The sequence below is a fragment of the Leucobacter sp. CX169 genome (genome assembly GCF_017161405.1).
Taxonomy (GTDB): domain Bacteria; phylum Actinomycetota; class Actinomycetes; order Actinomycetales; family Microbacteriaceae; genus Cx-87.
In genome coordinates this window covers 833,999-848,750 of sequence record NZ_CP071051.1, presented here as the reverse complement: position 1 = coordinate 848,750, position 14,752 = coordinate 833,999, and the positions used below count along the sequence as shown (strand labels likewise).

Annotated in this window: 10 protein-coding genes; 5 read left to right on the top strand and 5 right to left on the bottom strand. The window is 70.5% G+C overall.

Translation table 11 applies throughout. From position 1 onward, the window contains the following. Window positions 1-42: 42 nt before the first annotated feature. The 4 genes from lysA to JW030_RS03735 all read right to left on the bottom strand — a co-directional run bounded on the left by lysA (window position 43) and on the right by JW030_RS03735 (window position 5,467). Window positions 43-1,368, bottom strand: coding sequence for a diaminopimelate decarboxylase (lysA, locus tag JW030_RS03750; RefSeq protein ID WP_188044647.1), 1,326 nt, complete (start codon window positions 1,366-1,368; stop codon window positions 43-45). Between the two features lie 62 nt (window positions 1,369-1,430). Further along, window positions 1,431-2,363, bottom strand: a complete 933-nt coding sequence (locus JW030_RS03745; protein ID WP_188044648.1) for a universal stress protein — start codon at window positions 2,361-2,363, stop codon at window positions 1,431-1,433. Continuing rightward, a complete protein-coding gene (locus JW030_RS03740) occupies window positions 2,360-3,826 on the bottom strand; it encodes an amino acid permease (protein ID WP_188044649.1) in 1,467 nt (488 codons plus the stop codon). The genes JW030_RS03745 and JW030_RS03740 overlap by 4 nt, the downstream gene beginning before the upstream one ends. Window positions 3,827-3,883: 57 nt before the next feature. Then, window positions 3,884-5,467, bottom strand: a complete 1,584-nt coding sequence (locus JW030_RS03735) for an aminotransferase class I/II-fold pyridoxal phosphate-dependent enzyme (RefSeq protein WP_241095542.1) — start codon at window positions 5,465-5,467, stop codon at window positions 3,884-3,886. 140 nt (window positions 5,468-5,607) lie between these two features. Between JW030_RS03735 and JW030_RS03730 the strand changes: the two genes are divergently transcribed. Both JW030_RS03730 and JW030_RS03725 read left to right on the top strand, forming a co-directional pair. Then, entirely contained in the window at window positions 5,608-6,528 is a 921-nt protein-coding gene (locus JW030_RS03730; RefSeq protein WP_188044650.1) for a LysR family transcriptional regulator, read from the top strand. A 74-nt stretch (window positions 6,529-6,602) separates the two neighbouring features. Beyond that, window positions 6,603-7,346, top strand: coding sequence for an IclR family transcriptional regulator (locus JW030_RS03725; protein ID WP_188044651.1), 744 nt, complete (start codon window positions 6,603-6,605; stop codon window positions 7,344-7,346). Between the two features lie 112 nt (window positions 7,347-7,458). Here JW030_RS03725 and JW030_RS03720 read toward each other — a convergent pair whose 3' ends face one another. After that, window positions 7,459-11,031: a bifunctional proline dehydrogenase/L-glutamate gamma-semialdehyde dehydrogenase gene (locus JW030_RS03720; RefSeq protein ID WP_241095541.1), complete on the bottom strand. Its 3,573-nt coding sequence runs from the start codon at window positions 11,029-11,031 to the stop codon at window positions 7,459-7,461. A gap of 157 nt (window positions 11,032-11,188) precedes the next feature. On the opposite strand from JW030_RS03720, the gene JW030_RS03715 reads away from it, so the two are divergent. The 3 genes from JW030_RS03715 to JW030_RS03705 all read left to right on the top strand — a co-directional run bounded on the left by JW030_RS03715 (window position 11,189) and on the right by JW030_RS03705 (window position 14,712). Then, a complete protein-coding gene (locus tag JW030_RS03715; RefSeq protein ID WP_188044653.1) occupies window positions 11,189-12,097 on the top strand; it encodes a LysR family transcriptional regulator in 909 nt (302 codons plus the stop codon). A 165-nt stretch (window positions 12,098-12,262) separates the two neighbouring features. Further along, the gene (locus JW030_RS03710; RefSeq protein ID WP_188044654.1) at window positions 12,263-14,059 is read left to right on the top strand and encodes a thiamine pyrophosphate-binding protein; all 1,797 of its coding nucleotides are present in this window, start codon (window positions 12,263-12,265) and stop codon (window positions 14,057-14,059) included. A gap of 56 nt (window positions 14,060-14,115) precedes the next feature. Next, window positions 14,116-14,712 (top strand): TetR/AcrR family transcriptional regulator, encoded by a 597-nt coding sequence (locus tag JW030_RS03705; protein WP_188044655.1) that lies wholly within the window; start codon window positions 14,116-14,118, stop codon window positions 14,710-14,712. Window positions 14,713-14,752 lie beyond the last annotated feature (40 nt).

The window sequence follows — 14,752 nt, the reverse complement described above, 5'->3', positions numbered from 1 at the left end:
GGCCCGCACCAACCGGCGCGGGCCACACTGTCTGAACACGATTTACGGCATCGAGGGGGCGTGCGTCGCGAGCAACTCGGCGTACGTCTCGCGGCGCACCACGAGGCGGCTCTCACCGTCACCGACAAACACGACGGCAGGCTTGAGCGCGCCGTTGTAATTGTTCGCGAGCGTGTAGCCGTAGGCGCCGGTCGTCGCGACGACGGCGATATCGCCGACGCGGGCGGCCGGCAGCGGGGCCTTGTCGATCAGGAGGTCGCCCGACTCGCACTGGCGCCCAACGAGCTGCACCGTCTCGTCCCACGGCTCGAGCACCCGGTTGCCGAGCACGGCCTCGAAGCGCTGCCCGGTGAGGGCCGCGTCCATCTGGTCGGCCAGTCCCCCGTCGACCGCAACGAAGACGTGCCCCGTGCGCTTGACCGTGGTGACGCGATACAGGCTGACGCCCGCGCGGGCGACAATCGAGCGCCCCGGCTCGATCATGATGCGCACGCCCTCCGGCAGGTGCGCCTTCGCGGCCGCGACGATCGCGTCGAGGTAGGACTCGACGCTCGGAGCGTCGTCCGTGTAGGTGTACTTCACCCCGAGCCCTCCGCCCACGTCGTACGTGCCGAACTCGCCGGCAGATGCGATCTTCGTCACTGCCTCGGCGAACTGCTCGACCTCGAGGATCTGCGAGCCGATGTGCAGGTGCACGCCCTCGAAGTTCATGAGCGGGTGCGCCCGCATGCGCTCGATCGCGCGCATCGCCTGGTCCATCGGCAGGCCGAACTTCGAGTCGTTGCCGCCGGTCGCCTGTGAGGCGTGGGTGTGCGCCTCGACGCCGGGGATGACGCGGAGCAGGAGGTTCTGCGGCCGCGTGAGCAGGCGCTCGAGGCGGTCCAGCTCGTCCTCGTTGTCGACGATGATCGTGTCGACGCCCGCATCCAGCGCCATCACGAGTTCCGCGTCGGTCTTCGCGTTGCCGTGGAAGTGCAGCTTCGCCGGGTCCACCCCGGCGGCCAGCGCCAGCTGCAGCTCGCCGCCACCGGCGATGTCCACCGAGAGCCCCTCTTCGAAGGCCAAGCGGTACATGCCGACGGCGGGGAACGACTTCGAGGCGAACAGCACCTCGGCGTTCGGCCAGCGCGCGGCCAGCCCGTCGATGAAGCGCCGGATCTGGCGGCGCATGCCGACCTCGTCGTATACGTACAGCGGGGTGCCGTACTGCTCGGCGAGATCGGTCACCGGCACCCCGCCGATCGCGAGCACGCCGTCATCCGTCACCGACGACTCCTCCGGCAGGATCGACCACAGCTCGTCCAGGCGAGTGCCCTCCACATGGGGGGCCGACTGCGCGTGCTTGGGCGAGTGAGAATCGATCGACATGCCTGAATTCCTTACGGTGTGGTGGGTGGTGACGGACGACGGCAGCCTGGCTGCCGCCCGGATTACTGGTTGCTTGACAGCGTATCGACCTGGGCGGCGTACGCCTCGGTCGCCTTGCGCGGCACGACGACGACCGGCACCGGGCTGTGGCGGAGGATCTTTGTCGCGTGCGAGCCGAGCGAGACGCGCGCGAGCGCGCCGAGGCTGCTTGAACCGACGAGCAGCACCTCGTTCTCGAGCCACTCGATGCTGCGCATGGCCTCGCCCCAGGTGCCGCCGACGCCGACGGAGACCTCGGCGGCCACGGGCTGGCGCGACAGGTCAGCGATCGCGCCGAGCAGCTCGTCGGTGTGGGCGCGGATCACACTCTCCCACTCCTCGATCACCTCGTCCTGAATGTCGAGGCCGATCGCGGCGGTCGTGATCGCCTGCGGCCGCATCGCGAACGACGCGATCCGGATCCCGACGCCGGCGTCTGCCGCGATGGCCGCGGCCCCGAGGATCAGCTCCCCTGACGTCTCCGAGCCGCTGTAGGCCGCGGTGATCCTGCTGAGGCGGTCGTGCGCCGCGATCGTGAACCCGTGCGGGGCAATCGCAACCGGCAGGTGCGCGCTCTGCAACAGGCCCTGCGAGATCGAGCCGAGGGTGAGCTGACCGTGCTCGGCGTCGCGGGAGGCTCCGACGACGAGCCGCACCGCGTGGTGCTCCTCGCTCACCTGCAGGAGGCCCTTGCGCGCCGAGGACGCGTTCGCCACTACCTCGGTCACGACGATGTCCTCCGGCACGACGGCCCGTGCCGCGGCGATCGCCGCTTCAGCCCGCTCGCGCAGCGCCTGCTGGTACGCCGGGTCCTTCGACTGGCGCGACGGCGGCCAGGACTGCGCGATCACCGAGGCGATCACGAGGTCTTCGCGGTACGAGCGTGCGAGCAGCACACCCAGGTGCACGGCGGCCTCGGTCGAGTGACCGGGCGCGACGCCTACGACGATGCTCACAGTGATGACCCTTCGTTGGTGGAGTGGTTGGATGCGCGGAGCGCCTCGACGGCACGATCCTGTTCGAGCTGCTTGCCCAGCGTCGAGTTCTTGCGCCCGGTGAAGAAGTACCAGACGAGCACGAGCGCGGTCCAGATGGCGAACACGATGATGGTGATGGGGCGGAGATCCTTGATGATCCAGAGGCAGCCGAGAATCGACAGGATCGGCACGACCGGGTAGAACGGAACGCGGAACTTGCGCTCGAGGTTCGGCTCGCGCCTGCGCAGCACCATAACGGCGATCGAGACCACGAGGAACGCGGCGAGGGTGCCGATGCTCGTCATCTCCGCGAGGAAGTTGATCGGGAGCACGCCGGCGAGCACCGCGACGATCGCGGAGACGATGACCGTGTTCGCGACCGGGGTCATGGTGCGCGGGTTGACCTTCTGGAAGATCTTCGGCGCCATGCCGTCACGCGACATCGCAAACAAGATGCGGGTCTGGCCGTAAAGCACCACGAGCGTGACCGAGAAGATCGAGATCACGGCGCCCGCGGCGACGACGGTGCCGGGCCAGCTGGCCCCGAGCAGGTTTTCCAGGATCACGGAGAGCCCGGCCGACTGGCCCTCGAAGTCCGCGCTCGGCTGCGCGCCCAGCGCCGCCATGGCGACGATGACGTAGACGACGATCACGATGACGAGGGCCGAGATGAGCGCGATCGGCAGGTTGCGGCGGGGGTTCTTCGCTTCGTCGCCCGCGGTGGCCACGGCGTCGAGCCCGACAAACGAGAAGAAGATGATGCCGGATCCTGCCATCACGCCGGCGAAGCCGAGTGGGGCGAAGTTCGCGAAGTTGTCGACCTGCCAGCCGGTGAAGGCGATCGCCGCGAAGAAGAACAGCACGGAAACTTTGATGAGCACCATGATGGTGTTCGTGACGGCCGACTCGGTGGTGCCGCGAATCAGCAGGATCGCGCACATGGCGATCAGCAGGATCGCGGGGAGGTTGATGATGCCTCCCTCTTCGGGCGCGTAGGAGAGCGCGTGGGGCAGCTCGAACCCGAAGAGGTTGTTGATGAGCTGGTTCACGTACTGCGACCAGCCCACCGCGACAGCCGCGGTCGAGACGCCGTACTCGAGCAGCAGACAGGCGGCGACCGCCATGGCCGGCATCTCGCCGAGCGTGCTGTACGCATAGGAGTAGGACGAGCCCGAGACCGGGACGCTACTGGCGAGCTCGGCGTAGCAGAGCACCGAGAGCCCGGCGACGATGCCGGCGATCACGAACGACCAGATCACCGCGGGGCCCGCGATCGGCACCGCCTCGGAGAGGATGAAGAAGATGCCGGTGCCGATCGTGCCACCCACACCGATGAGGGTGAGCTGGAACAGGCCGATGGACCGCTTCAGACCGGATTCGGACTCGCTGAGTTCTTTCGGTACCGGTTTTACTCGGAACAGCTGCTCGCGCACGGTTGTCATGCGGTTTCTCCAAACTTCGTTGTTGTGAAAGGGGGAAAATCTGTGGGGCGGGCGGCGCTATCCGCGCACGACGCGGAGCTTCGACACCTCGGGGTCGAAGGCGCCGCGCACGTAGCCTGAGGGCGAGGCGGCCACCGCGGTGAGGAAGGCGACGGCCTCGGCCGTGATCTCCTCGCCCGGCATCAGGTTCGGGATGCCCGGCGGGTACGCCGCGAGGGTGTCGGCGCTGACCCGGCCGATCGCGAGAGCCGCGGGCACGAGATCGGTCGCCGCGAAGAACGCGTCGCGCGGCAGCATGCGAAGCGCGCCCGGCGCCGGAAGCGGAGGGAACGCGACGTCCGCCGCATGACGGAGGCGCTCAGCGGCGGCGGCGGGCGAGTCGACGACGTCGCCCAGCGCGGAGAGCACTCGCGCGACGTCCGGGGCCTTCCCGGCGCCGATCACGGCGACGAGCGTCGTCGCGGTCGCCATCTCGAAGTAGATGTCGTGCTGCGCGATGAGGCGGTCGCGCATCCAGTGTCCGCTCACCCCGGCCGCGCTCAAGTCGATGGGCACCCGCAGCGGGTCGACCTCGACCGTGTCGGGCAGCTCGAGGAAGTGGTCGCTGACCACGCCGAAGCGGTCGTCGGCACGCAGCAGCGCGCGGAAGCGCTCCGCCACCTCGATCGAGGCGCCAATGCGGGCGTGCCCGGTCACGAGCGCGAGGCGGGCGACATCGATCGAGCCGCGCAGCAGCGAGCTCGCCGAGGTCGACGAGGTCATGGTGAATGCCCGCTCGATCAGCGGCTCGAGGGCGTCGGCATAGGCTCCGTGTCCGAGCAGGAGCAGCGCGGACTGGGTGAGCGAGCCGGCAAGCTTGTGCGTGCTCGAGACGACGAGGTCGGCGCCGAGCCGGGCCGGCGACTCGGGCAGCGCCTCGTGGAAGCCGAAGTGCGGCCCCCACGCGCCGTCGACGATGAGCGGAATGTCGTGGGAGTGCGCGACGTCGGCAAGCCCGCGAACGTCGGCGACGGAGCCGAAGTAGCTGGGCGAGACGACGTACACGGCGGCGGGGGTCTCGCCCGCGAGCGCTGCGGTATTCAGCGCCGCGGCCAGCATCTCGGGCGAGACGTTGTGCGAAATGCCGTGCACCCCGTCGACGGTCGGCAGGACGAATGAGGGGGTGAGGCCCGCGGCCAGGATCCCGTCGCTGAAGCTCGAGTGGGCGCTGCGCTGGGCGAGGATGCGGTCGCCGAGGCCGCGCACCGCGATCGCCGCCGTGCGGTTGGCCTGCGAGGCGCCGTTCGACAGGAACCAGGCGCGCTTCGCGCCCCAGGCCTCCGCGGCCAGGTGCGACGCCTCGGCGAGGGGCTCGTCGCCCGCCATGTCGATGCCGTCGATCATCGGCGGGATGTCGCGAAGGGCGGCGCGCTCGCCGACGAAGTCGTGCAGGAGGGCGCTCATCTCGTCGGTGACGCAGCCGTGCCCGGGGACCATCAAGTGCAGGGGCGCGATTGAGGCGTGGCGAGCGAGCGCGTCGGCGTAGGGCGCGCGGAGGTGGCGCTCGGGGACGGGGCCCGCACCTGGGCGCCAAGAGTCCAGGGTGGCCCGGGGCGAGAGAGCGAGCGTGGTCTGCTCGTCCATTGACGTATTTGCGGTCATCTTCGCACCTGCTCTTCGGGTTACACACTGAGTCGAACGCCTTATTCTGCGCCGCGGATCGGAATTGCACTATCCCCGAAACCTCCAATCCAGCTTCAGATAGAATATGAAGCTTGCCCCACATGTCAGAAAGGCACCGCATGATCGATCTCCGCCAGCTCGAGGCGCTGCGCGCCGTCGCGCAGGAGGGCTCGGTGGCGCGCGCCGCGAAGCTGCTCGGGTGGAGCCACCCGACCCTCGACTATCACCTGCATAACCTCGACCGCCTCGTCGGCGAGCCGACAACGGTGCGCGGCCCCCGAGGAACCAAGCTGACGGCGGTCGGACAGCTGCTGCTCGAACGCGGCGGCGAGATCCTGACGCTTGCGAGTCTCGCCCTGTCCGATGCACGCGAACTCACCCAGATGGGGCGGGTGCGTCTGCGCGTCGGCATGTTCCCCACGGCCGCCGCCATGCTGCTGCCGGCGACCGTGGCGCGGCTCTCGAGCGTCGATATCAAAGTGGACACTGTGCTCAACGAGCTCGGCCCGCTGGTCAACGCCGTGAACCAGCGCGAGGTGGACGCGGCCCTCGTGTACTCCATCCCCGGCCACCGCCTCTCGCTCCGAGCGGACGTCCACACCGTCGAGGTGATGCGCGACCCGATGCACCTGGCGCTCCCCGCTTCCCACCCCCTCGCGGGGCGGTCGAGCCTCGACCGCGCCACGCTGCTCAGCCTGTACGACGAACCCTGGCTGCTGGGCGCCGCGAACGACGACCCGATCGACCGCGTCATCACCGACGCCTTCGCGGCGGCCGGGCACCGCATCAAGCCCGTCATCCGCACCGACGACTTCCAGGTCATGCTGGGCATGATCGCCGCAGGCGTGGTCATCGGCCTGGTGCCGCAGCTCGCGATGCGGACCCACCACTCGGGAATCTCGTTCGTGCCGATCGACGACCCCTCGTTCACGCGCACGATCCTGCTCGCGACCCCGCGCCCCTCCGTGGCGACGGCGCCGTCCGCGGCCATGAAGCATCTCGTGGCGGCCCTTCGGCACGCGATCCAGGCCACGGACTGAGTCGGCCGGCCTGCGGCGCCGTTCCCCCGGCGCGGCAGGCGGGCACGGTTTCAAGCGTGCGCGAGAATAGGCGCATGGTCGCCACCCCCGAATCCCCCGCGCCCGCGCGCGCGGCGGTCGACGGATCCCGCTCACAGACGCTCTCCCGCGGGCTCGAGGCGCTCGAGATCCTCGCCGACGCCGGCTCCCCGATGTCCATCGCGGACCTCGCCGCGGGCCTCGGGCTGCACCGATCGAACGCCTACCGGATCCTGCGCACCCTCGAAGATCATCGCTTCGTGCTGCGGGACGCCGCGGGGCTCATCCGCCTCGGGCCGAAGATCGCGCTGCTCGCGCACGGGGTCTCGAGCTCGCTGCAGCAGGCCGCGCGGCCCGAGCTGACGGGGGTCGCGAACGAACTCGGCGCGACGGCGTTCGTCGCGGTGCTCGACTACGATTCGGTGCTCACCCTGCTCAGCGCCGAGCCCGACCGCGCCCACGCTGCGATCGCGCAGCGCCCGGGCACCCGTCACCCGATCGGGCTCGGGGCGCCCAGCCACGCCATCGAGTCGATCTTGACCCCGACCGAACGTGCGGCTTTCCCCGAGGGCACGGTGCCCTCGAGGAAGCCGCTCGACGCCGGGTACGCCATCAGCCAGGACGAGGTCATCCCTGGGCTGACCTCGATTGCCGTACCGCTGCGCCTCACGGGCGAACCGGCAGCCGCCATCGCGATCGTCTACGTGGGCTTGAGCCTCTCGAACGAGGCCATCGCCGAGCGCCTGCGGCTCGCGGCGTCACGCATCACGACCACGCTCGGCAGCCTCGCGCGGGGCTAGCGGCGGGCAGCCCTGCAGCGTCCACCCCATCTCGTGAGCGCAATGTGTCGCTTCAGCGCGCGCGAACCTGCACATTGCGCTCACGAGATGTCAGAACGAGCGGGGCGAGGAGCTAGATCACGCCCTCCGAGAGCCGGTTCGGCGTGCCGAAGCGATGCGCGGTGATCGAGATGGCCTGCTCGTGGAGGTGGGGCAGCATCTCCACCCGACCGGCCGAAACGACCGGTCCGCCGTACACCGCGACGTCGGGCTTGCCGCCCGTGGCCGCGTAGGTGTCGGCCACCACCGAGGCGCGGGCCGCGCCGGCGACGACGCGCACACGGGCCCCGGCGTGCGGACCCTCCTGGGCTGCCAATGCGCGGGCGCGGGATGCCCAGGCCGCGGCGTCCTCCACCGCGACCGTCACCCCGGCCGATGCGAGCGCCTCGCCAACGGGCTGGGGCAGCGGGAATGCCGCGCTCACGAGCGGCGCGGCGCCAGCCGAAAGGCCTGCCGCCACCGCGCGCACCGCGTGGTGCAGCGGAGCGTCGGCGGAGACGCGAATCGTGACCGGCACCGGCAGGTACCGCAGGATATTGCGCTCGACCCCGAGCGCCGAGATGTCACGGGCCGTGCCGAACTCCTCGTCCCAGGCGTTCGCGTCAGAGCCGAGGGCCGCGCGCAGCCACTCAAGCTCGGCGCCCTCGACGCCGGCGCGCGCCGCAGCGGACAGCAGCGGTCCCGCGGTGGGGCGCGGGCTTCGCGGCGCGGCCGAGATCGGCGCGTCCGTCCAGTCGCCGAGCCCGTGCAGGTAGTTCGGGCCGCCGGCCTTCGTCCCCGCGCCGATCGCCGACTTCTTCCATCCCCCGAAGGGCTGGCGCTGCACGATCGCGCCGGTGATGCCGCGGTTGACGTACAGGTTGCCCGCCTCGATGCGCGACAGCCAGCGGTCGAGTTCATCGCGATCGAGTGAGTGCAGGCCGCTGGTGAGGCCGTAGTCGATCTCGTTCACGATGTCGATGGCCTCGTCGAGCGTTTCGGCCGTCATGATGCCCAGGATCGGCCCGAAGTACTCGGTGAGGTGGTACTCGGAGCCGCGCTTGACGCCGTCCCGCACACCCGGACTCCAGAGCTTGCTCTCCCCGTCCGGCCCGGCCGCGAGCGGGCTGTTACTCGCGACCGGGGCGGGCTGAATGAGCCAGCTCTCCCCCGCGCTGAGCGTCGTGAGCCCGCGCAGCAGCTTGCCCGTGGGCGGCGCGATGACCGGCCCCATCTGGCTCTCGATCTGCTCAGGGGTCCCGACCTTGAGCGAGCGCACCGCGTCCAGCAGCTGACCGCGGAACCGCTTCGAGGTCGCGGCCGAACCGACAAGCACGACGAGCGAGGCCGCCGAGCACTTCTGGCCGGCGTGGCCGAACGCCGACAGGGCGACGTCCTTCGCCGCAAGGTCGAGGTCGGCGTTCGGGGTGACGATGATCGCGTTCTTGCCGCTCGTTTCGGCGAGCAGCGGCAGGTCTCGCCGCAGCCCACGGAACGTCTCGGCGGTCTCGTACGCGCCGGTCAGGATCAACCGGTCCAGCCGCGGGTCGCCCACCAGAAGTGAACCGAGCTCCCGGTCAGCGAACTGCACGAACTGCAGCACCTCGCGGGGCACGCCCGCCTCCCAGAGCGCCTCCGCCATCACTGCGCCTGAGCGGGCCGCCTGCGTCGCCGGCTTCAGGATCACGGCGGATCCTGCCGCGAGCGCGGCAAGCGTGCCGCCCGCGGAGATCGCGACGGGGAAGTTCCAGGGTGGGATGACGGCGGTGAGGCGCTTCGCCTCGAAGCGCGCGCCGTCGACCCGCTCGACCCGCTGGCCCAGGCCCGCGTAGTAGTGGGCGAAGTCGATCGCCTCGGACACCTCGGGATCGCCCTGGTCGAGGGTTTTGCCGCACTCGGCACCCATCACCTCGAGCAGCTCGGCGCGGCGCGCTTCGAGGCGTTCGCCGGCGCGGTGCAGGATCTCGGCGCGGCCGGCCGCGCCCAACGCCTGCCAGTCCGCGGCCGCCGCGATGCCCCGCTCGATGATCTTGCCGAGTGCCTCAGCGCTTTCCACCCGGCTGCCCAGGACGGTCCCGGATCCGAGCTGCGAGCCCGCCATGCGGCCGACGATCGCGCGGCCCCACAGCCGGTTGCCGGGCAGGTCGGGGTCGGTGTCGGGCGTGTTCTCGAAGGCCAACGCCTCGGTGGCCCGGGCGTTCACACGACGCTCGACGCCGGCCTCGTCGAAGTGGCGGCGATCCTGCACGCGGTTGGGGCGCGGTGCGTGGCGGTTGCCCTCGCTGCCGGCCATCGCGTCGAGTGCCCCGAGGGAGGCGAGGAAGCGATCCTTCTCGCGCTCGAACAGCGCCGCGCTGTCGTTGAGCTCGAACACCGCCGACATGAAGTTCTCCTGGCTTGCGCCCTCCTCGAGTCGGCGGATCAGGTACGCGATCGCGACGTCGAACTCGGCGGGGTGCACGACGGGCGTGTACAGCAGCAGCGAGCCGACCTCGCGCCGGACGGCCTCGGCCTGCCCCGTCGCCATGCCAAGCAGCATCTCGAACTCGATGCCGTCGGTGACGCCGCGCGCCTGGGCGAGGCGCCACGCGAGCGCCACGTCGAACAGGTTGTGCCCCGCGACGCCGACCCGCACATTGCCGATCCGCTCGGGGTGCAGCGCGTAGTCGAGCACGGCCTTGTAGCTCGTGTCCGAGTCCTGCTTCGTGCCCCAGGTCGCGGCGGGCCAGCCGTGCACGGCGGCGTCGACGAGCTCCATGGGGAGGTTGGCGCCCTTCACGACACGCACCTTGATCGCACCGCCGCCGCGGGCGACTCGGGCGGCGGACCACTCCTGCAGGTGCATCATCGCGCCGAGGGCGTCGGGCAGGTAGGCCTGCAGCACGATGCCCGCCTCGAGCTCCAGGAACTCCGGGCGGTCCAGGATGCGCGTGAACACCGCGAGGGTGAGGTCGAGGTCCTTGTACTCCTCCATGTCGAGGTTGATGAACTTCGCTGGGCTCGCCTGGTTGGCGCGCTCGAACAGGGGCACGAGGTGGGCCTCGATCTTGTCCACCGCCTCGTCAAATGCCCAGTGGTTGTGGGGCGCGACCGTCGAGGAGACCTTGATCGAGACGTAGTCGACGTCGGGGCGGGCCAGTAGCGTGTGGGTGCCGGCGAGTCGACGCTCGGCCTCGTGCTCGCCCAGGATCGCCTCACCCAGCAGATTGACGTTCAGCCGGACGCCATCGCGCTTGATCTTCGCGATGGCCGGGCCGAGCTTGGCATCGCTCGCGTCGACGATCAGGTGGCTGACCATCTGGCGCAGCACTCGCCGCGCGATCGGGACGACGACGCCGGGCAGCACGGGAGCAGTCGCCCCACCCAGGCCGATGGCGCCGCGCAGCGCGCCGGGCAAGAACTTCGGAGTCAGGGGCACGAGCTGCTGCAGCTGCTTCGCCGCCACCTTCAGGTCCTCAGGCCGCACCACTCCGTCGACGAAGCCCACCGTGAAGTCGAGCCCGTTCGGGTCGCGCAGCACGCCCGCGAGGCGCGCGGCCGAGGCGTCGGCCGGGATCGCCGCGGCCTCCGCGAGCCAGCGGCGCACGAGCGCGATCGCGTCGTCCGCGAGATCCTGCGGGCGGGCCAGGGCGCTCGGGCTGGTGTCGGCTGCGTGGGAGGAGGTCAACGGTGGGCCTTTCGTCGCGGTGTGGGCGGACGGGGCGGGCGGTTTGGCCCGCGTAATCACGTCTTGTGGCAAGTGTGACTCGCCCCTAAGGTGAAGTAAAGCGACGCTTACTGAGCAATAGCATGAAGCAAAACTGCACAATAGAAGGGACCGAGCCATGCTCGACATGAAGCGGCTGCGGCTGTTGTGGGAACTCTCCGTGCGCGGCACCGTGGCGGCCGTGGCGGAGGCGCTGAACTACAGCCCCTCCGCGGTGTCCCAGCAGCTCGCGATCCTTGAGCGCGAGGCGGCCGTCCCCCTGCTTCGCCGCACGGGGCGCACGCTCGAGCTCACCGCGGCGGCGCGCGCGCTCGTCGCCGAGACCGAGGCGCTCCTCGCCGGGCTCGAACGCGCCGAGGCCGCGCTGCACCGCGGACTCCCCGAGGTCTCCGGCACCATCCGCGTGGCCGTGTTCCAGACCGCGGTGCTCGCCATCATGCCGCAGGCGCTCAGGCGGTTGCGTGCGCTGCACCCGCACCTGCGCGTCGAGATGGTGCAGCACGAACCGGAGTCGGCACTCCACGAGACGTGGGCGCGCGGTTTCGACCTTGTGGTCGCCGAGCAGTATCCCGGCCACGCAGCGGCCCACTTCACGGGCCTGGATCGCGAGCCGCTCACCGAAGACCTCATTCAACTCGCGCTCCCCGCCACCGGTTCGGGCGACGCGGAGTTCGACCGGGCACGCACCCTCGCTGACGCGGCGCTGCTCCCGTGGGTGATGGAACCGCGCGGCGCCGCCTCCCGGCACTGGGCGGAACAGGCATGTCGCAGCGCCGGGTTCGAGCCCGACGTGCGCTACGAGACGGCCGACCTCCAGGCCCACGTGCGCCTCATTGAGTCCGGGAACGCCGTCGCCCTGCTGCCCGGGCTCGTCCACGTGGGCAGCACCCTCCGCCTCCGGCTCGAGGCCCTGGCCGGCGAGCCCCGCCGCACGATCTTCACCGCCGCACGGGCCGCGGGCGGCGCCCACCCCGCGCTCGCCGCCGTGCGGGAGGTGCTCGGCGAGGAGGCGCGGGCGCTCGGGTAGGCGTATAGACTTACCGCGTCAGGCGCTGGTGAAAGCGGCGCCGGTGTTCGAAAAAGGAGCACACGAGCGGCATCGAGGCCGGCGGCATTCTCGCCAGGCACCGGCTCTCCCCAGTCGCCGAGAGACACATACGGATCCTGCCCCATCGCACCGTAAGGTTTCTCCATGCCCCAGCCCGACTCGTCGAACCCCACAACCGTTTCCGCCCGACTCGCCGAGGTCCTCGCCGGTCACACGCGCCAGGCCTTTGGGCTCATGGGCAACGGGAACGCGCACCTCATCGACGCGCTCACCGCACAGGGCGTCACGTTGACGACCGTGCGGCACGAGGCCGGAACGGTCGCCGCAGCGGACGCCTACACTCGGGTGTCCGGCAAGATCGCAATCGCCACTACGACCTATGGCGCCGGGTTCACGAATGCCCTCACCGCCCTCGCCGAGGCTGCCCGCGCGCGCACCCCGATGCTCGTCGTCGTCGGCGACGCCCCGAACAGCGGGCCACGGATGTGGGACGTCGATCAGGACATGCTCACCGCGGCCCTCGGCATTCGCTTGTACTCGCTCTCCCCCGCCGGCATCGCCGAGACGGTCGCCCGTGCCGTCGCGACCGCTGAGCGCGCCCGGAGGCCCGTCGTCCTCGCGATTCCCTACGATCTCGCGAATGCGGTCGTCCCCGCGCCCGCTGCTCCAGTCGTCGCGTCGACCGAGATCGATCTCAGCGACCCGGATCTCTGGCGCTCGCTCAGCGCGGCGCCCGCCGACGCGACGCACCGCCCCCCGTCCGAGTCTCCCAGGCGGGCCGCAGCGGTGGCGGCAGACACCCCCACCGACCTGTCCGCAGCCTTCGATGCGCTGAGCGGCGCGGCGCGGCCCCTCGTGCTCGCAGGCCGGGGAGCCTGGCTCGCGGGCGCGGGCAACGAACTCGGCCAGATCGCCGACACCCTCGGTGCCTTGACCGCCAGCACGGCCCTCGCGCGCGGCATCTTCCCGGACGAGCGCTACGACCTCGGGATCACCGGCGGCTTCGGCCAGGAGGCCGCGATGGCGGCGGCCGCCGCGGCCGACGTCGTGCTCGTCGTCGGGGCGAGCCTGAACCAGTTCACGATGCGCTTCGGCGAGCTGTTCGGCCCCGGCGCCACGGTCATTCGCATCGACCTCGATCAGGTGGCGCCGCCCAAAACGGCGCACCCGATCGCACACGTGCTGCTGCAGGGCGACGCTCAGGTGCTGGTTCGCGCTCTGGGCGAGGCGTTGCTCGGCGCCCGCCCCAACCCCAGCGCCTGGCGCGAGAGCGTCGCCGCCGAACTCGTCCCCGGCGGCGCGCTGCGCGTACTCAACGACGGCAGCTCCGAACACCCCGATGGGGTCTGCGCCGACGGCCGACTCGACCCCCGCACAGTGGCCGCGCGCATCGCCGAGTTGCTTCCCGCGGACCGTCACGTCACCACCGACGGCGGCCACTTCATCGGCTGGTCGAACATGTTCTGGCAGGCCGCCTCGCCCGAGCGTTCGATCATGGTCGGCACGGCCTACCAGACCATCGGCCTCGGCTTCCCCACCGTCGCGGGCATCGCGGCTGCCGCCCCCGACACGACCGTCGTGCTCGCGACCGGCGACGGCGGCGGGCTCATGGCGCTCGCCGATCTCGAGACCGCGATCCGTACCGCGAATCGCTGCATCATCGTCGTGTTCAACGACGGGGCCTATGGCGCGGAGGTGCACCTCTACGGGCGTATGGGGCTCGATCAGACCCCCATGCTCATCCCTGACGTCGACTTCGCGGGGCTCGCGTCCGCGCTCGGCGCGACCGGGGTGCGCGTGGACCGGCTCGACGACCTCGCAGCGCTCGAAGCATGGACGGCGGCGGGCGGCAGCGGCACGATCCTGCTGGACTGCCGGGTCTCTCGCACGGTGATCGCTCCGTACCAAGAGGAGATTCTGCGCGCCAACGGCGTCTCGTAGATCTTTTCTGTCTACACTGGAGAAAATCCCGCCCCACCCTCGTCGCAAGGAAGCGCATGCCCAAAATCATTGACCATGATCAGCGTCGCGAAGACATTCTCGATGCAACCTGGGAGCTCCTCGTGCGCGGTGGCATCGAGGCGGCGACGATGCGCGAGATCGCGGCGCAAGCCGGGTTCGCGAACGGCGCCCTCAAGCACTACTTCCCCGGCAAGGACGACATCATCAAGGGCGCCTACGAGCGCTCGCTGCACCGCCTGGGCGACCACGTCGCGGCGGCCACCGAGGGCATGCGCGGCCTCGCGGCGCTCGAGGTCGCGCTGCGCGCAACGTTGCCGACGGCGGCGGCCGACCAGACCGCATCGCGGATCCTGTTGTCCTTCTGGGAGCGCGCCGCGTTCAGCCCCGAACTGCGCGACGGCTACGGCGACCACCTCGCTAGCTGGCGCGCCGGGCTTGTGCAATACCTCGAAGAGGCGCGCGAGGATGGCGACATCGACAGCCCGGTCTCGAACGAGCAGCTGGTAGACGAGGCCGTCACCCTGAACATCGGGGCGACGCTCTTGCAAGCGCTCGGCACCGACTACGTCAACGGCGACTATCTGGCGTCGCACGTCGACGCGTTCCTCGACCGGATCCGAGTAGCCCGGTAGCAGCGAACAGGCGCGCGGCCCACTACGGAGCCGCGCGCCT

What these genes read in the sequence shown, in the direction of transcription:
- JW030_RS03730 (WP_188044650.1), top strand. Translation starts at nt 5,608, where the DNA reads ATGATCGATCTCCGCCAGCTCGAGGCGCTGCGCGCCGTCGCGCAGGAG.
- lysA (WP_188044647.1), bottom strand. Translation starts at nt 1,368, where the DNA reads ATGTCGATCGATTCTCACTCGCCCAAGCACGCGCAGTCGGCCCCCCAT.
- JW030_RS03715 (WP_188044653.1), top strand. Translation starts at nt 11,189, where the DNA reads ATGCTCGACATGAAGCGGCTGCGGCTGTTGTGGGAACTCTCCGTGCGC.
- JW030_RS03710 (WP_188044654.1), top strand. Translation starts at nt 12,263, where the DNA reads ATGCCCCAGCCCGACTCGTCGAACCCCACAACCGTTTCCGCCCGACTC.
- JW030_RS03725 (WP_188044651.1), top strand. Translation starts at nt 6,603, where the DNA reads ATGGTCGCCACCCCCGAATCCCCCGCGCCCGCGCGCGCGGCGGTCGAC.
- JW030_RS03705 (WP_188044655.1), top strand. Translation starts at nt 14,116, where the DNA reads ATGCCCAAAATCATTGACCATGATCAGCGTCGCGAAGACATTCTCGAT.
- JW030_RS03735 (WP_241095542.1), bottom strand. Translation starts at nt 5,467, where the DNA reads ATGACCGCAAATACGTCAATGGACGAGCAGACCACGCTCGCTCTCTCG.
- JW030_RS03740 (WP_188044649.1), bottom strand. Translation starts at nt 3,826, where the DNA reads ATGACAACCGTGCGCGAGCAGCTGTTCCGAGTAAAACCGGTACCGAAA.